Consider the following 18,086-nt stretch of genomic DNA (forward strand, 5'->3'; position numbering starts at 1 on the left):
AGCCCCGAATCTGTGCGAATCAATGCCACCATTGCATACCCTGTAATGTGGCAGTCGCGATAACGATATAACGCAGTGTTTTGCCGACAGCGAGAAACAGTATCGCTGGCAGCCAGGCGAAACGTAACCAGCCCGCGAGAACGCAGAGCAGATCACCTATCACCGGTAGCCAGCTGAATAAAAGTGCTGCTGGTCCCAGTCGGTGCAACCACGTCATTGCTGTGCCATGCCATCGCCCCTGACGTTTTAACGGCAGCAGGCGACCAATAAGAATGTTGGTTAAACCGCCCAAGGTGTTTCCCAGTGATGCGGCTACAAGCAACCCGTAAACTGATGTCTTTTTTGCTATCAATAGTGCTATCAGTAATGCTTCAGAACTTCCCGGCAGGAGCGTCGCACTCAGAAAACTGCTGCCAAACATCGAGGCATAGGTAAGTACGTCACTCACAGTAAACGAACATCCACCACTGCCATGCCTGCCGCTTTAGCGGCCTGAATACCAAAGTCTGCATCTTCGAACACCACACAACGTGCCGGCGCCACACCCATCAACTCAGCGCAGCGCAAGAAGGTCTCAGGCTCAGGTTTATGATGCTGTACGTCGTCAGCGCCGACGACTGCCGTAAAGAGCTCACGCACGCCAAGCTGCGTCAGTAACGCCTCTGCCATGCTATGTTCACTTCCGGTCCCCACAGCCATAGGACGACGCCCGTGATACGCCTTCGCCACCTCCAGTAAAGGCAGCGGCTTAACGTTTTCCAGCAGCATCGCTTTCACAGCAGCGGTTTTTTCTGCAGCAAGAAGATGAGGGTCGTGTGACGACTGATTGGATTCAATGATGAATTGCGCAAGCCGCCAGGCGGGTGCGCCATTAAAGTCGATAATACGTGCTTCATCCAGCGTTAATCCGTAACGCTGGAGCACCTGACGCCACGCTTTTCGATGTGTCGGCTCAGTATCAAGAATCGTGCCGTCCATATCAAAAATCAGGCCGTCATATTGATCGTACATTGTCACTCCGGACATTCACCAAATGAGACATTACTTTAGCCTAATGTGGACAGGTTGTCGCCAGGGGGGATGAACAGCAAATGCTTTGAAAGCATTAGCAATTTTTGTTTTCAGATAAAGGTGATCGTGCGCGGCCAGCGATAACCGTACGAATTTTCAGCGATTTTTTAACATTACTCTGGCAGGCAAGCGGTGGCGGACGGGCGTGGGCAGTAAAATGGCGATCTCTGAGGCGGAGAAAATGTGTTACGTGTCGCTTAAGTCAGGATGATGAATCAATGGGGCAGATCAGGCAGGAAAACAGTGTGGGTAAAGCCAGAGGGTAACTGCAGGGGAGCAGTTCAGGATGCTCGTTCAGCGCTTGCTGTACAGGGTATAAAAAAGTATGTCTCTTTTGAGGTCTTAGCGATGATTACGCCAAATTCATTGAGGGAACTTAAAACTGAAGAAGATGGTGCATCCAGGAGGATTCGAACCTCCGACCGCTCGGTTCGTAGCCGAGTACTCTATCCAGCTGAGCTATGGATGCATTGGGGTCTATCTTTTGGGGTACAACTTTTTATGGACTAACAGAAACCAACCTGAGGATGTTACAAAGAATGGTGCATCCAGGAGGATTCGAACCTCCGACCGCTCGGTTCGTAGCCGAGTACTCTATCCAGCTGAGCTATGGATGCATAAATCTAATTCTTGTACAACGCAGGGTGCTAACTACTCACCATGAAAGGAATTGCTAATTCGCTTTATTTCTTTATTTTCGATGGTGCATCCAGGAGGATTCGAACCTCCGACCGCTCGGTTCGTAGCCGAGTACTCTATCCAGCTGAGCTATGGATGCATCGAAAATGGCGGTGAGGGAGGGATTCGAACCCTCGATACAGCTTTTGACCGTATACTCCCTTAGCAGGGGAGCGCCTTCAGCCTCTCGGCCACCTCACCTTACGCTTTCTTTCGAACCGTGCGTCTGAACTTGTTTCTGCTCATCGGCACTGCGTGGCGCACATATTACTTTCCCGGACTTTTAAGTCAAACAATTTTTCCGAAACTTTGTTTGATTGAGCAAATCACACACAATTGGGGCAAAATGAAGACAAAAAGAGTGAATTATCAACAATGAGAGAGGATGACGTTAACTAAACAGGGAGAAAGCGGGAGAGAAGAAAAGAGAGGATTTTTAGACAAAGCGGTAGCGCCTCGCACAGGTGCGAGACGCTGAATCCGTTAAACGCTGGTTTGTTGCGTTTTTTCAGCCTGGATGCGTTGATAGATCTCTTCGCGATGCACAGACACTTCTTTCGGTGCGTTAACCCCAATACGTACCTGGTTACCTTTAACACCCAGCACCGTTACAGTTACCTCATCACCGATCATGAGGGTTTCACCAACTCGACGAGTTAGAATAAGCATTCTTTGCTCCTTGAAAGATTAAAAGAGTCGGGCTTGTACAGGCTCCCGGCATTATCCATCATTTAACGCTGCACATTGACTATGAGAGATACACCAATGCACATCGATGCGCCAATACATTCTGCTGATAGTTAGTTTAGCCGAAATACACTACATCAGCCTGACTTTGTCATTTGCTGCTTTAGCATCGTATTAAAAAGCGCCGGAACCAGAGTTCTGACGCTTTTTACAATGCCTTGTTCTAAGTCATTAAAGGCGGCTGTTAACCCAGCTCTCAACGCCTGCCAGAGCGCCTTTCAGCCCTTTAGCATCCGTACCACCCGCTTGTGCCATATCAGGACGGCCACCGCCCTTCCCGCCTACCTGCTGTGCCAGACCGGCGATCAACTCGCCCGCTTTAACACGGTCAGTCAGATCTTTGGTCACCCCGGCAATCAGCGACACCTTACCTTCGGCAACCGTCGCCAGCACGATAATCGCAGACCCGAGTTGATTCTTGAGGTCATCAACCATGGTACGCAACATCTTAGGCTCGACATTGTTGAGCTCGCTGACCAGCAGTTTCACGCCCTTAACATCGATGGCATTGCTACTCAGTGAAGCGCTCTCCTGGGCAGCTTGCTGGTCGCGCAGTTGCTGCAACTCTTTCTCCAGAGCCCGCACATGGTCAACGAGACCACGCACTTTCTCGTTCAGGTTGCTGCTGTTCGCTTTAACCAGTTGCGCAAGATCCTGCAGCTGACTGCTTTGCGCATTAACCTGTGCCAGCGCGCCTTCACCCGTAATAGCTTCGATACGACGGATACCTGCTGCCGTACCTGACTCAGCCTGAATACGGAACAGGCCGATATCACCGGTGCGTGCAGCGTGAGTACCACCACACAATTCGACTGAGAAATCACCCATGGTCAGAACGCGCACGCGCTGATCATATTTCTCGCCAAACAGTGCCATTGCACCTTTAGACTTCGCCGCATCCAGATCCATCACTTCCGTTTCAACCGGCAGGTTGCGACGAATCTGCGCATTGACGATATCTTCGACCTGACGAATCTCCTGAGGTTTCATCGCTTCGAAATGCGAGAAGTCAAAACGCAGGTATTTGTCGTTAACCAGCGAGCCTTTTTGCGCCACATGCTCACCTAAAACCTGACGCAATGCGGCATGCAATAAGTGGGTAGCAGAGTGGTTCAGACGGATGCGCGCACGACGTGCCGCATCAACCTGCGCCTCAAGGCGATCACCGATACGCAACTGCCCTGCGGTCAGCTTACCGACATGACCGATTGCCTGACCATATTTTTGTGTATCCTGGACGCTAAATTCAGCATTCTTCCCTTTCAGCAGACCGGTATCGCCTACCTGACCACCTGATTCGCCATAGAATGGCGTTTCATCCAGCACGACCACGGCATCCTGACCTGCGGTCACTTCATCTACCGCTTCGCCCGCAACATAGAGCGCTTTTACCGTGGCGGCTAAATCGAGCTGGTCATAACCTTTGAATGATGAGGCGGCATCAATGCGAATAACATTGCTGTAGTCAGCACCGAAGCCACTCGCTTCACGTGCGCGCTGACGCTGCTGCTCCATCGCCTGCTCAAAGCCCGCTTCGTCGATTTTCAGATTGCGTTCGCGGCAGACGTCAGCCGTTAAGTCAGCCGGGAAGCCAAAGGTATCGTAAAGACGGAAGACGATTTCGCCATCCAGCGTGTCGCCCTGCAGTTTTTCCAGCTCTTCATCCAGCAGCGCCAGTCCGCGCTCCAGCGTTCTGGCAAACTGGTCTTCTTCGCTTTTCAGCACCTGCTCAACCTGAGCCTGCTGACGCTGCAACTCTTCGCCTGCCGCGCCCATGACCTCAATCAGTGGTGCAACCAGCTTATAGAAGAAGGCTTCTTTGGCGCCCAGCATGTTGCCATGACGCACGGCACGACGAATGATACGACGCAGCACATAGCCACGGTTCTCATTCGACGGGATCACACCATCGGCAATCAGGAAAGCACAGGAACGGATGTGGTCGGCAATAACGCGCAGCGATTTGTTGCTGAGGTCAGTTGCACCGGTAACCTGTGCAACGGCCTGAATCAGTTTCTGGAACAGGTCGATTTCATAGTTGGAGTTAACATGTTGCAGAACGGCGGAAATGCGCTCAAGGCCCATTCCGGTATCAACCGACGGTTTTGGCAGCGGCAGCATGGTGCCATCCGCCTGACGGTTGAACTGCATAAAGACGATGTTCCAGATTTCAATGTAACGATCGCCATCTTCTTCCGGGCTGCCTGGTGGGCCACCCCAGATGTGATCGCCGTGATCGTAGAAAATCTCGCTACATGGACCACAAGGACCGGTATCGCCCATCTGCCAGAAGTTATCAGACGCGTATGCGCTGCCCTTGTTGTCACCGATGCGAATAATGCGCTCGCGCGGCACACCGATTTCATTCGCCCAGATATCAAAGGCTTCATCGTCGGTTTCATAGACCGTCACCCACAGACGCTCTTTTGGCAGGCTGAACCACTGCTCGCTCGTCAGCAGTTCCCAGGCAAAACCAATCGCCTCTCTCTTGAAGTAGTCACCAAAGCTGAAGTTACCCAGCATTTCAAAGAAGGTGTGATGACGTGCGGTGTAACCGACATTTTCAAGATCGTTGTGTTTACCGCCTGCGCGTACGCAGCGCTGTGACGTGGTCGCACGTGTGTAATCACGTTTGTCCTGCCCGAGGAACACATCTTTAAACTGGTTCATCCCGGCGTTGGTAAACAACAAGGTTGGATCGTTATTCGGTACGAGGGAGCTGCTGGTTACAACCTCATGTCCCTTGCTATGAAAAAAGTCGAGAAACGCTTGACGGATCTCAGCAGTGCTCTTGCTCATATATGTCCTGGAATCACGCTAACGAACGTTCCCTCTGATCGGCGCGACCACATTTTCGTGGTGCCTGATTAGTGGAACAAAAAGTGGGAATAAGATAAATTTTCTTCAGTGGGAAGTAAAATTACATCGGCTTTTAGCCATCAAAATTTCTGAAAACGGATTGGATATCTTCGGTCATAAAGCCCTTTGACTGCAGATAGCGTAGTACTTTCGCTTTCTCTTTCCACTCTGTGGGCAATGGGTGTCCGAATTTTCGTTCCGCCAGCTGAGCCGCGCACACCGCCCAGTCGACTTCCGTCTCTTCCATCGCAAGATCAATGGATTCACGGTCAATGCCTTTCTGGGCCAGTTCGAGGCGCACACGTTGCGACCCAAAACCTTTGCGGCTTCGACTCTGAATAAAACGCTCGGTAAAACGTCCGTCATTGAGCCAGCCGCTCTCCTGGCACCAATTCAGTACCTGTTCAAGCAGCGCTTCAGTGACAATTTCAGGCTCTTTTTTCTGTGCCCATGCGGCACGCTGCGCTGACTGTTGCAGCTTACGGGCTAATTCTGCACGGCTGTGATCGCGCTGGCCAAGAATACGCATCGCACGGTCCAGCAGACGGGAATAGGAGACGACATCAGGTTGGGGCTGAGAGGGTTCAGTCATACTGCGCACCTTGTACAAACAGGAGTGAGATTATGGCGACAGAACAGGACAGAGGGAAGGCAAGAAGAGTAATGGCGGGGGGAAACAACGATGGGAGAGGCTTTCGCCCCTCCCGCATCAGTGATTAGAAGTCTTCGTTCGCTTCACTTGCTGCGTTTTCTTTCTCGGCAGCCTTGTCAGCTGCTGCGAGTTTTTCATCCGCGCCGTTGAGCAACATCTCACGCAACTTCAGATCAATTTCGTTTGCCACAGCAGCATTCTCTTTCAGGAAGTTGCCGGCATTCGATTTGCCCTGACCAATCTTGTCGCCGTTATAGCTGTACCACGCACCCGCTTTTTCAATCAGCTTGTGCTTCACGCCCAGGTCGACCAGCTCACCAAAGGTATTGATACCTTCGCCATACATGATTTGGAACTCAGCCTGTTTGAATGGCGCGGCGATTTTGTTTTTCACCACTTTAACGCGGGTCTCACTGCCGACCACGTTATCGCCCTCTTTGATTGCGCCGATACGACGGATATCAAGGCGGACAGAAGCGTAGAACTTCAGCGCGTTACCACCGGTGGTGGTTTCCGGGTTACCAAACATCACACCAATTTTCATACGGATCTGGTTGATGAAGATCAGCAGGGTATTAGACTGCTTCAGGTTACCGGCCAGCTTACGCATGGCCTGGCTCATCATACGTGCCGCGAGGCCCATGTGTGAGTCACCGATTTCACCTTCAATTTCTGCTTTAGGCGTCAGAGCAGCAACGGAGTCGACGATGATGACATCAACCGCACCAGAGCGCGCCAGCGCATCACAGATTTCCAGCGCCTGCTCACCCGTATCGGGCTGAGAACAGAGCAGGTTCTCAATGTCTACGCCCAGTTTCTTGGCGTAAACCGGATCGAGCGCATGCTCAGCATCGATAAAGGCACAGGTTTTGCCTTTACGCTGCGCAGACGCGATAACCTGCAGGGTCAGCGTGGTTTTACCTGAAGACTCCGGTCCGTAGATCTCAACGATACGACCCATTGGCAGACCGCCTGCGCCTAACGCGATATCCAGCGACAGCGAACCAGTAGAGATGGTTTCCACATCCATTGAGCGGTCTTCACCCAAGCGCATGATGGAGCCTTTACCAAATTGTTTCTCAATCTGGCCAAGCGCGGCAGCTAAAGCCTTCTGTTTGTTTTCATCAATCGCCATTTCAACTCCTAATCAAGCCGGGTAAACACGCACTCAGGGTGCCTGTACTCTTTCTGTTGCCAGTAATTATACTGTATAGTCATACAGTATCAAGTTTAATTTGTCAGAAATTCGCCATACAGCGTCTGTAAGGCCCATGCCACCGACTGGCGGCGAACGGCCTCACGATCGCCGTTAAAATGTTGCTTCAACGCCAACACATTGCCCTGTGGGCCGGCAAAGCCGAACCACACCGTACCCACCGGTTTTTCTTCATTGCCGCCATCCGGGCCCGCAATACCGCTGACAGAGATCGCGTAGTCAGCATGGGCCGCCTTGCGGGCACCCTGCGCCATCTCGCGCACCACCGCTTCACTGACCGCGCCATACTGCGCCAGCGAGTCAGCCTGCACATCCACCATCTGTTGTTTTGCTTCATTGCTGTAGGTCACAAAACCGCGTTCGAACCAGGCGGAACTGCCGCTGATATCGGTAAAGATTTTAGCAATCCATCCACCCGTGCAGGATTCCGCACAGGTTACGGTGGCATTGCGTTGCTTCAGCTTCTCACCTATCTGCGCACTAAGCGCCTGCAACTGCTGATCATCCATTGCCATTTCTCCCTGGGCTGTGGTTTGAAGGTGGTGCAGAAAGTCTGCTTTTTCAAGGACGCTTATCCCGATTGCACTGTTTTTGCGACCGGCTTTCCATCGTACTTACTCTTTTTTCATCGCAACCATGAAAAGACGCGGGAAGGCGAGCAGAACCTGACCATCGGCCTGAGCCGGATAGGCGGTAAACAGACGCTGATGATAATCAGACAGAAAAGCTGTCTGTTCAGACGCATCCAGCGTCGCCAGGAAAGGCCGTAAGCCCGTCGCCTGCAGCCAGCTGATAATCGCCTGCGCATCGGCCATTACGTGATAGTAGGTGGTACGCCAGATATCCACCTCACAACCGGCCTGCACCAGCAGATTGTAGTACTCGCCTGTGGAAAGCAGCTCTGTACGTTCAACTGCACTGGCATTGATGCGTGAATGCCAGCGCTCTGTTGCCGCCACCTCGCGCATCAGTTGATGCGAGGGCTCATTAAGGTTATCAGGCATCTGGATAGCCAGCACGCCTCCGATTGCCAGCTGGCTGACAAGATGAGGAAACAGCATGGTGTGGTTGTCGAGCCATTGCAGAGAAGCGTTGGCATAAATAACCTGCTGCGGCACCTCTGCCTGCCAGCTGCGAATATCTGCCTGAACAAAACGGCAGTGCGGCAGGCGTTCGCTGGCCTGAGATAACATCGCCGCTGAACTGTCGAGTCCGGTGACCTGCGCCAGCGGCCAGGTATCGGCGAGCAGTTCGGTACTGTTGCCTGGCCCGCATCCCAGATCGGTTACCTGCTCAACCTGTTCAAGGCTAATGCGCGCCAGCAATTCGCGGGCTGGACGGGTTCGTTCCGCTTCAAATTTACGATACAGCACAGGATCCCACTCTTTCATCATGACCTCTCGCTCAGTTATCAGATGCATCCGCTTACTGAGACGGATGAAAGACGAAAAAGTGCGATACGTTGCTCACTTTTGAATCATGTGGTGGCAGAGACGGACTGGAATAATTAAGTTAAAACACTGTTTCATTTTTTAACACCCCATCCAGGAGTTCGCTATGAGTGAAAAATCGGCTTTTGCCGGCGTCTGGTGCCCTAGCGTCACCCCGTTCAATGCGCAGGGTGAACTCGATATCGACGCGCTCGGACGACATTTTGCCCGCCTCAATGATTCCGGTCTGGATACCTTGTTAGTGATGGGCAGCATTGGTGAATTCGCCTCACTGACACAGCAGGAGCGTTTACAGCTGATCAGGGAAGCCAGGCCGTTGTCACCCCTAAAAATGGTGGCAAATGTCTCGGCGACCTGTATCCCTGACATGCTGGAACTGACTGAAGCCGCCTGGAAAAATAACTTTGACGCAGTGATGGTGCTGCCGCCCTACTATTACGGCCAGACGCAACAGCAACTGATGCACTACTTCGAGGCACTTGACGCGCAGCTTGGGGGAAAATGGTTTGCCTATAATTTTCCAGCACGCACCGGCTGCGATTTGACGCCGGCGCTGATTGCTGCGCTGGCAGCAAAGTTACCTAACTTTGTGGGTATCAAAGATACGGTGGATTGCCTGTCGCATAACCGGGCGATGATTGAGGAGACCAGCAAAGTGCGCAGTGATTTCGCCGTGCTGTCAGGCTATGACGAATACCTGCTTCCCAATCTTCTGGCGGGCGGCGCCGGGGTGATTTCAGGTCTGAATAATCTTGTACCAGAGTACTTTGCGCAGATGATGGCCGCGTGGCGAAATGGCAATCTGTCTGAGCTGACGCGTCTGCAGCAGCAGATCGGCAGGCTGATGGCAATTTACAGTATTGGCGATGATTTTGTGACGACGATTAAGACGGCCGTGGCACGTCGTTATGACTCAATGAACAGCGCCTCACGTAACTACGGTGGTGCGCTGAATGCGGAACAGTGCGCCGCGATCGATCGGCTTTTCAGCTAACTGAATAACGGGCGCATCCCTGCGCCCCGGATCTCAGTTCTTTTTCACGAACTCAGATTTCAATTTCATCTGACCAAAACCGTCAATTTTACAATCGATGTTGTGATCCCCTTCCACCAGACGGATGCTTTTCACTTTGGTACCAATCTTCAGCGATGAGGAGCTGCCCTTCACCTTGAGATCTTTAATCACCGTGACGCTGTCGCCATCTGCCAGCAGATTGCCATTGGCATCACGTACTTCCAGCGATCCGTTGCTGCTGTCACCCTCTCCTTCGGTCCAAATATGACCGCAGGAGGGGCAGTTGAGGTTATCGCCATCTTGCCAGGTGTAATCGGCGTGACAAGCTGGGCAGGCAGGTAAAGACATAACGACTCCAGAGATATCAGTGGCTGTGTGGCCTGAAAAAGGGCGTCATCATATAACCTTACAGTTAACAAGGATAGCCTTTATAACAGGCCACCCTGCCGTGCCTTGCTCACCGCCTCACCCAGCTGCCACACCGCCATCGCATAATGGGTGCTGTGGTTGTAGCGGGTAATGACATAGAAATTCGGTAAGCCGTACCAGTACTGGTAGCTGGTGCCTAAGTCGAGGCGCAGCAGACTGACCTGATCGTTTCCGTCCAGCGAGCCCTGTGGTGACAGGCCTGACGCCGCCAGCATGCTCACGCTGTAACGGGTTTTGAAGCCATCTTCCAGCATCGGTGCCTGACCGCTGGCCGGAACCGCCACATTTTCGCCGCTGCGCCAGCCGTGCTTCTGGAAGTAGTGCGCCACGCTGCCGATAGCATCCTCCGGATCCCACAGGTTTGCGTGACCGTCGCCGTTGAAGTCAACCGCATAATCATTGTAAGACGACGGCATAAACTGGCCATAGCCCATCGCCCCGGCGAAAGACCCTTTCAGCGCCAGCGGGTCATCCTGCTCTTTACGCGACATCAGAAGGAAGGTTTCCAGCTCGCTGCTGAAGTACTCGGCGCGGCGCGGATAGTTAAACGATAAGGTTGCAAGCGCATCCAGGATCCGCGTTTTCCCCATCACGCGACCCCAGCGGGTTTCCACGCCAATGATGCCGACAATAATTTCTGGCGGCACACCATAGACCTGCTGCGCACGTTGCAGCGCATCCTGATACTGGTTCCAGAACGCCACACCGTTTTGTACGTTATCGGGCGTAATAAACTTGTTGCGATAACGGATCCAGGCACCGTTAGGCCCCGGCGCAGGCGTGTAGCTCGGCGCCTGGCGATCCATCAGCCGCAGCACATAATCCAGTCGCTTAGCCTGACCGATGATGTTGTGCAACTGTTCACGATCAAAGTCATGCTTCTCCACCATCTTATCGATAAAATGCTCTGCTGCCGGATTACCGGCGAAGTCGCCGAACATTGCCTGTCCGCTGTGGGACGGCTGCAGTAAAAAACCGCCCTGAGGTGCAGCCAGCATCTTCTGCTGGGACGGAACTTCAGGTTTGCTGCTGCAGGAGGCCAGAAGCGGGATGAACGCAAGGAGGGCTAACTTGAGACGCATCGGTTATCCATAAACGAGGGGTAAATTCAGATGCGGTAATAGTAGTCGTTCAGCGCAGTGACATACAGTCCGGAATGTTAAAAAAACGTCAACGCCGCAGTGGATCAGACAGGGCTGCGGGGCGGTGTCTCCCCCGCAGCCATCGGGCGTTTAGCGGCGGTTTCTCACCAGCTGATAACGACGGGTCAGATACTCAACCGGCGCGCTCCAGATATGCACCAGTCGGCAGAACGGGAACAGCAGGAACAGCGTCATGCCCAGCACCATGTGCACGCGGTAGATAAACGCCACGCCTTCCAGATGCTGCGACGCGCCACCGTGGAAGGTCACCACTGCCTGAGCCCAGCCCACCAGCTTCATCATCTCACTGCCGTCCATATGCTGAGCGGAGAACGGAATGGTCAGCAGGCCCAGCGTGGCCTGAGCCACCAGCAGTGTCAGGATCAGAATGTCGCCGACGCTACTGGTGGCCCGCACCCGAGGATTGGTCAGACGGCGCTTCAGCAGCAGCGCGCCACCCGCCAGCGTCAATGCACCAAACAGGCCTCCGGCTATCATCGCCAGCTTCTGCTTCACGTCGATTGGCAGGAACGATTCATACATCCAGTGCGGCGTCAGCATTCCGACGATATGGCCGAAGAAGATACCGATGATGCCGATATGGAACAGGTTAGAGGCAAGACGCATTCCTTTTTTGTCCAGCATCTGACTGGAGCCGGCCCGCCAGCTGTACTGCCCATAGTCATAGCGCAGCCAGCTCCCCACCAGGAAGACCGTTCCGGCAAGATAGGGGTAAATATCGAAGAAAAAAGTGTTAATAAAATTCATGCTGATTCTCCCGTGCTGCGCGCCGTCGCCGCGGCAATATCCAGATACTGCGGCGCAACCGCATCGGCGAAGCGACGCTGATGCATCGCCTGCTGCGCCGAGGCGCAACCTTGTTCGCCGAGAAATTTAATCTGCTCCTCTTCCCAGACCGCATCCAGTGCTGTCGGGGTATCGTCCCGCGCTTCCTGCGCCACCTGGGGCTTGAGGGCCGCAGGATCGACCGCGCTACCGGATAGCGTCAGTAACACCCTGAAAAGGTCAGCATAAGGACTCTGACGCGCTTCCAGCCGCGCAGCCAGCAAAGCCAGGATCGGCACGATGTCATCCAGCCCCTGACGCGCGGCTTCATCGCTTTTACAGGCGAGATATTCCAGGTAAAGCGGCAGATAATCGGGCAACTCTTTGCTGTCCAGCTCCAGACCGTCGGCCCGGTACTGTTCAAGCAGATCGACCATCGCCTGACCGCGATCGCGGGATTCCCCGTGTACATGTTCAAACAGCAGCAGCGAGGTGGCGCGGCCGCGATCAAACAGCTCGCAGTAATCAGCCTGCACATCCAGTATTGGCCGGGCGCAGAGCTCATGGATAAAGCGCACCAGCCGTGCGCTCTGCTGCAGGTTAAGTTCACTGGCCTCTTCCAGTGCCGCAATCAGGTCGGGATAGTGCGTAAACAACGCCTCGTCCGGGTAGTCCAGCAGGCGTGACAGAACACGCAGCGTCATCATGAGGCCTCCTCGGGACGGCTGGTTTTTTTGCTGACATCGATGGCATCAATACGCCGGCTGTTGAACAGATTGAATTTGGTGTCACTGCCGTGGCAGCCATCGCCAAAGCTAAAACCGCAGCCTTTGCTTTCCGGGAAGGCTTCACGTGCCAGTTCGCGGTGGCTGGAGGGCACCACAAAGCGATCTTCATAGTTTGCGATCGCCAGATAGCGGTACATCTCCTGCGCCTGCGCTTCGGTCAGACCGACCTGCTCCAGCGCCCGGATATCATGCTCACCGTCCACACTTTCTGCGCGCTTGTAATGGCGCATCGCCAGCATGCGTTTCAGCGCCAGCAACACCGGTGCGGTGTCACCTGCGGTCAGCAGGTTCGCCAGGTACTCAACCGGAATGCGCAGGCTTTCCACATCCGGCAGCACGCCAGTGTGCGCCAGCGCCCCACCATCCACCACCGACTGAATCGGTGACAACGGCGGCACATACCAGACCATCGGCAACGTGCGGTATTCAGGGTGAAGCGGCAGCGCCAGCTTCCACTCCATCGCCATTTTATAAACCGGGGATCGCTGTGCTGCGTCGATCACGCTCTGCGCGACGCCATCTTTCAGCGCCTGCGCAATCACCACGGGATCATTAGGATCAAGGAAGATATCCAGCTGGCTCTGATAGAGATCTTTCTCGTTTTCTGCGGCGGCAGCCTCTTCAATGCGGTCAGCGTCATAGAGCAGCACGCCGAGGTAGCGAATACGGCCAACACAGGTTTCTGAGCAGACGGTGGGCTGACCCGCTTCAATACGTGGATAACAGAAAATACATTTTTCTGACTTGCCGCTTTTCCAGTTGAAGTAGATCTTCTTGTACGGACAGCCGGTCAGGCACATGCGCCAGCCGCGACATTTATCCTGGTCGATCAGCACGATGCCATCTTCGCCGCGCTTGTAGATCGCGCCGCTAGGACAGGTCGCCACACATGCCGGATTAAGGCAGTGCTCACACAGGCGTGGCAGATACATCATGAAGGTGTGTTCAAACTGGCCGTAAATCTCCTTCTGGATGTTATCGAAGTTCTTATCCTGCGCGCGTTTGGCAAACTCGCCGCCGAGGATCTCTTCCCAGTTCGGGCCGTTTTCGATCTTTTTCATCCGCTGACCGGTGATCAGCGAACGCGGGCGTGCGATCGGCTGATGTTTACCGGCCGGCGCAGTGTGCAGATGCTGATAATCGAAATCGAACGGCTCGTAATAATCATCCAGCGCCGGCACATCCGGGTTGGCGAAGATCTTCGACAGCAGGCCGACGCGACTGCCCATGCGCGGTTCCAGCTTGCCGTTGATCTTACGGATCCAGCCGCCCTTCCACTTCTGCTGATCTTCCCAGGCGTGCGGATAGCCGACGCCAGGTTTGCTTTCGACGTTGTTGAACCAGGCGTATTCCATGCCCTCGCGGCTGGTCCAGACATTTTTACAGGTCACCGAGCAGGTGTGGCAGCCGATACATTTGTCGAGGTTCAGCACCATGCCAACCTGTGAGCGAATTTTCATGGTTTTACCTCCTGCTGGCTGCCCTGGCAGGCATCGTTGCCTTCCCCATCTAACCAGTTAACGTTGTTCATTTTTCTCACCACCACGAATTCATCGCGGTTGGAGCCGACAGTGCCGTAGTAGTTAAAGCCCCAGGAGAGCTGCGCATAGCCGCCGATCATATGGGTCGGTTTCGGGCAGGTTCGCGTCACCGAGTTATGAATACCGCCACGCTGGCTGGTGATTTCCGAGCCGGGGATATTCACGATGCGCTCCTGGGCGTGGTACATCATGGTCATACCGGCCGGGATGCGCTGGCTCACGACCGCACGCGCAGTCAGCGCGCCGTTGGCGTTGAACGCTTCGATCCAGTCGTTATCCACAATGCCCAGCTCGCGGGCGTCATCTTCACTCATCCAGACGATGGGTCCGCCACGTGACAGCGTCAGCATCAGCAGGTTGTCGCTGTAGGTTGAGTGAATGCCCCACTTCTGGTGTGGCGTCAGGAAGTTCAGCGCCTTCTCCGGGTTACCGTTGGGCTTGCTGTTCAGCAACGGCTTCGCCGCGCGGGTATCAATGGGCGGACGATAGACCATCAGGCTTTCCCCGAAGGCGCGCATCCACTCATGATCCTGATAAAGCTGCTGACGGCCACTCAGGGTGCGCCACGGGATCAGCTCATGAACGTTGGTGTAGCAGGCGTTGTAAGAAACGTGTTCATCTTCAAGACCTGACCAGGTCGGGCTGGAGATAATTTTGCGCGGCTGAGCCTGGATATCGCGGAAGCGGATTTTCTCGTCTTCTTTGTTGAGTGCCAGATGCGTGTGGTCACGACCCGTAATAGTGCCTAGCGCCTGCCAGGCTTTCACCGCCACCTGACCATTGGTTTCCGGTGCCAGCGCCAGGATCACTTCTGCTGCATCGATCGCCGTGTCGATATTCGGCCGTCCTGCCGCCGGGCCATCCGCTTTGACGTAGTTCAGCTGTTTGAGGAAATCGACTTCTTTGCTGGTGTTCCAGCTGATGCCTTTGCCACCGTTACCCAGGTTATCCAGCAACGGTCCCAGCGAGGTAAAACGCGCCCAGGTCGCCGGATAGTCGCGTTCCACCACCATAATGTGTGGCGCGGTTTTGCCTGGAATCAGGTCGCACTCCCCTTTTTTCCAGTCTTTAGTCTCAAATGGCTGCGCCAGTTCGGCTGGCGAATCATGCAACACCGGCAGCGTAACCACGTCAGTTTCAACGCCTAAATGGCCAGGACAGAGATCGGAGAAAGCTTTGGCAATGCCTTTGTAGATCTCCCAGTCGCTTTTTGAATCCCAGGCAGGATCGACAGCGGCCGAAAGCGGATGAATAAACGGATGCATATCCGAGGTATTCATATCGTCTTTTTCATACCAGGTGGCGGTAGGCAACACCACGTCGGAATAGAGACAGGTGCTCGACATGCGGAAGTCGAGTGTGACCACCAGATCCAGTTTGCCTTCGGCGCCCTGGTCCAGCCATTCAACTTCTTCAGGCTTCACGCGGCCCTGCTGGCCCAAATCTTTGCCCTGAATACCGTTTTCGGTACCCAGCAGGTATTTCAGCATGTACTCATGCCCTTTACCGGAAGAGCCAAGCAGATTGGACCGCCAGACAAACAGGTTGCGCGGGAAGTTCTGCGGGTCGTCCGGCTGTTCAGCGGCGAACCGCATGGTGCCCTGCTTCAGGCTCTCCACGGTATAATCCAGCGGTGACTGACCGGCGGCTTTCGCCTGTGCCGCGATGTGCAGCGGGTTGACGTTAAGCTGAGGCGCAGACGGCAGCCAGCCCATACGTTCGGACCGTACGTTAAGGTCGATCAGGCTGCCGCTGTAGCGGCTTTTGTCCGCCAGCGGTGACAGCAGTTCGCTGGTGGCCAGGGTTTCCTAACGCCACTGACTGGAGTGGTTGTAGAAGAAGGAGGTGCTGTTCATCTGACGTGGCGGACGCTGCCAGTCGAGTCCAAAGGCCAGCGGGGCCCAGCCGGTCTGCGGACGGAGTTTTTCCTGGCCGACATAGTGCGCCCAGCCACCTCCGCTCTGACCCACGCAGCCGCAGAAAATCAGCATGTTCATCAGGCCACGGTAGTTCATGTCCATGTGATACCAGTGGTTCATACCGGCACCGACGATGATCATTGAACGGCCACGGGTTTTCTCGGCGTTTTCGGCAAACTCGCGGGCAATGCGGATGATGTTCTGACGGGAAACGCCCGTAATCTGCTCTGCCCAGGCCGGGCTATAGGCCTTGATCTCATCATAGTTTTGCGCGAAGTTGGCATCGTCCAGACCGCGATCCAGACCATAGTTTGCCAGGGTCAGGTCGTAAACGCTGGTGACCAGCGCTTCGCTGCCATCGGCCAGCTGCAGGCGTTTCACCGGCAGTTTGTGCAGCAGGATCTCATCCAGCGCGACGCTGTTGAAATGCTCACTGGTGATGCCGCCAAAGTAAGGGAAACCGACCTCAACCACCTCATCGTGGCTGCCGAGCAGGCTAAGCTGCAGTTCCACTTCTTTTTGTGACAGACCGTCGCGCTGCTCCAGGTTCCATTTGCCTTTTTCGCCCCAGCGGAAGCCGATAGATCCCTGCGGCGCGGTAAGCTCGCCGGTCGCCTCGTTGATTGCGACGGTTTTCCATTCCGGGTTATTTTCCTGACCCAGACCAGCCACCAGATCGCTGGCGCGCAGCTGACGGCCTGCTGCGAAGTAGCCGCCCTCGCGCGGTTCCAGCATGACCAGCATCGGCATATCGGTATAACGTCGCACGTAGTCGCGGAAATAGCCAACCTCGCGATCAAGATGAAACTCTTTCAGCATCACATGGCCCATTGCCAGCGCCATCGCGCTGTCGGTGCCCTGCTTCGGACTCAGCCACTGATCGCACAGCTTCGCGACTTCAGCGTAGTCCGGGGTGATCGCCACGGTTTTCGTTCCCTTATAACGGACTTCGGTAAAGAAGTGGGCGTCCGGGGTGCGGGTCTGCGGCACGTTAGAGCCCCAGGCGATGATGTAAGAGGAGTTGTACCAGTCAGCCGATTCCGGCACGTCGGTCTGCTCGCCCCAGGTCATCGGTGACGCTGGCGGCAGGTCACAATACCAGTCGTAAAAGCTCAGGCAGGTGCCACCAATCAGCGACAGGTAACGTGCGCCTGCCGCATAAGAGACCATCGACATTGCCGGAATCGGCGAGAATCCGACAATGCGGTCAGGGCCGTAAGTTTTCGCGGTGCAGATGTTCGCAGCGGCGATCATCTCATTGACTTCCTGCCAGCTGGAACGAACAAAGCCCCCGCGGCCACGCGCCTGCTTATAACTTTTTGCTTTTTCCGGATTGCTGATGATGGATGCCCAGGCCTCCACCGGATCGCTGTGCTGCGCTTTCGCGTCGCGCCACAACTGAATCAGCTTCTTGCGCATCAGCGGATATTTCAGGCGATTAGCGCTGTAGAGATACCAGGAGTAGCTTGCACCGCGTGGACAACCGCGCGGCTCATGGTTGGGCAGATCGGGACGGGTACGTGGATAGTCGGCCTGCTGGGTCTCCCAGGTGACCAGACCGTTTTTCACGTAGATTTTCCAGCTGCATGAGCCGGTACAGTTAACACCGTGGGTGGAGCGCACGATTTTATCGTGCTGCCAGCGGCTGCGATAGCCATCTTCCCAGTCGCGGTTGCTGTTTAAGGTCTGGCCATGCTGGCCGGAAAACGGCTCGGCCAGCTGTTTAAAATAACGAAATCGATCAAGAAACTTGCTCATCCGGAATACTCCTGAAGGCGTTGTATGACATTGC

General features: G+C 54.6%; 14 protein-coding genes, 4 tRNA genes and 1 pseudogene. 1 reads left to right on the forward strand and 18 read right to left on the reverse strand.

Annotated elements, in window-relative coordinates; all coding sequences use genetic code 11:
- Window positions 1-19: 19 nt before the first annotated feature.
- The 12 genes from H7K52_RS11945 to tam all read right to left on the reverse strand — a co-directional run bounded on the left by H7K52_RS11945 (window position 20) and on the right by tam (window position 8,614).
- Entirely contained in the window at window positions 20-448 is a 429-nt protein-coding gene (locus H7K52_RS11945) for a YqaA family protein (protein WP_182630082.1), read from the reverse strand.
- Window positions 445-1,011, reverse strand: a complete 567-nt coding sequence (gene yqaB / locus H7K52_RS11950; RefSeq protein WP_003849054.1) for a fructose-1-phosphate/6-phosphogluconate phosphatase — start codon at window positions 1,009-1,011, stop codon at window positions 445-447. Before yqaB ends, H7K52_RS11945 begins: the two co-directional genes overlap by 4 nt.
- Before the next feature lie 452 nt (window positions 1,012-1,463).
- Window positions 1,464-1,540, reverse strand: a tRNA-Arg gene (locus H7K52_RS11955).
- A gap of 71 nt (window positions 1,541-1,611) precedes the next feature.
- Window positions 1,612-1,688, reverse strand: a tRNA-Arg gene (locus H7K52_RS11960).
- 84 nt (window positions 1,689-1,772) lie between these two features.
- Window positions 1,773-1,849, reverse strand: a tRNA-Arg gene (locus H7K52_RS11965).
- An 8-nt stretch (window positions 1,850-1,857) separates the two neighbouring features.
- Window positions 1,858-1,950: transfer RNA gene (locus H7K52_RS11970), tRNA-Ser, on the reverse strand.
- A gap of 282 nt (window positions 1,951-2,232) precedes the next feature.
- Window positions 2,233-2,418, reverse strand: a complete 186-nt coding sequence (csrA, locus tag H7K52_RS11975) for a carbon storage regulator CsrA (protein ID WP_008927091.1) — start codon at window positions 2,416-2,418, stop codon at window positions 2,233-2,235.
- Between the two features lie 249 nt (window positions 2,419-2,667).
- On the reverse strand, window positions 2,668-5,295 hold the full coding sequence (gene alaS, locus H7K52_RS11980; protein ID WP_105099838.1) for an alanine--tRNA ligase: 2,628 nt from the start codon (window positions 5,293-5,295) through the stop codon (window positions 2,668-2,670).
- Window positions 5,296-5,428: 133 nt separating this feature from the next.
- Window positions 5,429-5,947 carry a regulatory protein RecX gene (locus H7K52_RS11985; RefSeq protein WP_182630083.1) on the reverse strand — a complete coding sequence of 173 codons (519 nt, stop codon included), beginning with the start codon at window positions 5,945-5,947 and terminating at the stop codon, window positions 5,429-5,431.
- Window positions 5,948-6,071: 124 nt separating this feature from the next.
- Complete coding sequence (gene recA / locus H7K52_RS11990) at window positions 6,072-7,142, reverse strand: recombinase RecA (protein ID WP_003849064.1); 1,071 nt, start codon at window positions 7,140-7,142, stop codon at window positions 6,072-6,074.
- 95 nt (window positions 7,143-7,237) lie between these two features.
- Window positions 7,238-7,732, reverse strand: coding sequence for a nicotinamide-nucleotide amidase (gene pncC / locus H7K52_RS11995; protein ID WP_182630147.1), 495 nt, complete (start codon window positions 7,730-7,732; stop codon window positions 7,238-7,240).
- 105 nt (window positions 7,733-7,837) lie between these two features.
- Entirely contained in the window at window positions 7,838-8,614 is a 777-nt protein-coding gene (gene tam / locus H7K52_RS12000; protein ID WP_110411057.1) for a trans-aconitate 2-methyltransferase, read from the reverse strand.
- Window positions 8,615-8,780: 166 nt separating this feature from the next.
- Here tam and H7K52_RS12005 point away from each other — a divergent pair, with 166 nt between their 5' ends.
- Entirely contained in the window at window positions 8,781-9,668 is an 888-nt protein-coding gene (locus H7K52_RS12005; RefSeq protein ID WP_078804911.1) for a dihydrodipicolinate synthase family protein, read from the forward strand.
- A 33-nt stretch (window positions 9,669-9,701) separates the two neighbouring features.
- Here the strand turns inward: H7K52_RS12005 and H7K52_RS12010 are convergent, their stop codons facing one another.
- The 6 genes and pseudogenes from H7K52_RS12010 to H7K52_RS12035 all read right to left on the reverse strand — a co-directional run bounded on the left by H7K52_RS12010 (window position 9,702) and on the right by H7K52_RS12035 (window position 18,052).
- Entirely contained in the window at window positions 9,702-10,037 is a 336-nt protein-coding gene (locus tag H7K52_RS12010) for a zinc ribbon domain-containing protein YjdM (RefSeq protein ID WP_003849071.1), read from the reverse strand.
- Between the two features lie 80 nt (window positions 10,038-10,117).
- Window positions 10,118-11,200 (reverse strand): lytic murein transglycosylase B, encoded by a 1,083-nt coding sequence (mltB, locus tag H7K52_RS12015; RefSeq protein WP_182630084.1) that lies wholly within the window; start codon window positions 11,198-11,200, stop codon window positions 10,118-10,120.
- Between the two features lie 150 nt (window positions 11,201-11,350).
- Window positions 11,351-12,028, reverse strand: a complete 678-nt coding sequence (narI, locus tag H7K52_RS12020; protein WP_008927097.1) for a respiratory nitrate reductase subunit gamma — start codon at window positions 12,026-12,028, stop codon at window positions 11,351-11,353.
- Window positions 12,025-12,753 carry a nitrate reductase molybdenum cofactor assembly chaperone gene (narJ, locus tag H7K52_RS12025; RefSeq protein WP_039660779.1) on the reverse strand — a complete coding sequence of 243 codons (729 nt, stop codon included), beginning with the start codon at window positions 12,751-12,753 and terminating at the stop codon, window positions 12,025-12,027. The genes narI and narJ overlap by 4 nt, the downstream gene beginning before the upstream one ends.
- Window positions 12,750-14,294: a nitrate reductase subunit beta gene (narH, locus tag H7K52_RS12030; protein ID WP_039660777.1), complete on the reverse strand. Its 1,545-nt coding sequence runs from the start codon at window positions 14,292-14,294 to the stop codon at window positions 12,750-12,752. The genes narJ and narH overlap by 4 nt, the downstream gene beginning before the upstream one ends.
- A pseudogene (locus H7K52_RS12035) lies at window positions 14,291-18,052 on the reverse strand (nitrate reductase subunit alpha). Before H7K52_RS12035 ends, narH begins: the two are co-directional and overlap by 4 nt.
- Between the last annotated feature and the right edge of the window lie 34 nt (window positions 18,053-18,086).

The organism is Pantoea hericii (assembly GCF_014155795.1).
Lineage (GTDB): Bacteria > Pseudomonadota > Gammaproteobacteria > Enterobacterales > Enterobacteriaceae > Pantoea > Pantoea eucalypti.

What these genes read in the sequence shown, in the direction of transcription:
- yqaB (WP_003849054.1), bottom strand. Translation starts at nt 1,011, where the DNA reads ATGTACGATCAATATGACGGCCTGATTTTTGATATGGACGGCACGATT.
- csrA (WP_008927091.1), bottom strand. Translation starts at nt 2,418, where the DNA reads ATGCTTATTCTAACTCGTCGAGTTGGTGAAACCCTCATGATCGGTGAT.
- alaS (WP_105099838.1), bottom strand. Translation starts at nt 5,295, where the DNA reads ATGAGCAAGAGCACTGCTGAGATCCGTCAAGCGTTTCTCGACTTTTTT.
- H7K52_RS11985 (WP_182630083.1), bottom strand. Translation starts at nt 5,947, where the DNA reads ATGACTGAACCCTCTCAGCCCCAACCTGATGTCGTCTCCTATTCCCGT.
- recA (WP_003849064.1), bottom strand. Translation starts at nt 7,142, where the DNA reads ATGGCGATTGATGAAAACAAACAGAAGGCTTTAGCTGCCGCGCTTGGC.
- pncC (WP_182630147.1), bottom strand. Translation starts at nt 7,732, where the DNA reads ATGGATGATCAGCAGTTGCAGGCGCTTAGTGCGCAGATAGGTGAGAAG.
- tam (WP_110411057.1), bottom strand. Translation starts at nt 8,614, where the DNA reads ATGAAAGAGTGGGATCCTGTGCTGTATCGTAAATTTGAAGCGGAACGA.
- H7K52_RS12005 (WP_078804911.1), top strand. Translation starts at nt 8,781, where the DNA reads ATGAGTGAAAAATCGGCTTTTGCCGGCGTCTGGTGCCCTAGCGTCACC.
- H7K52_RS12010 (WP_003849071.1), bottom strand. Translation starts at nt 10,037, where the DNA reads ATGTCTTTACCTGCCTGCCCAGCTTGTCACGCCGATTACACCTGGCAA.
- mltB (WP_182630084.1), bottom strand. Translation starts at nt 11,200, where the DNA reads ATGCGTCTCAAGTTAGCCCTCCTTGCGTTCATCCCGCTTCTGGCCTCC.
- narI (WP_008927097.1), bottom strand. Translation starts at nt 12,028, where the DNA reads ATGAATTTTATTAACACTTTTTTCTTCGATATTTACCCCTATCTTGCC.
- narJ (WP_039660779.1), bottom strand. Translation starts at nt 12,753, where the DNA reads ATGATGACGCTGCGTGTTCTGTCACGCCTGCTGGACTACCCGGACGAG.
- narH (WP_039660777.1), bottom strand. Translation starts at nt 14,294, where the DNA reads ATGAAAATTCGCTCACAGGTTGGCATGGTGCTGAACCTCGACAAATGT.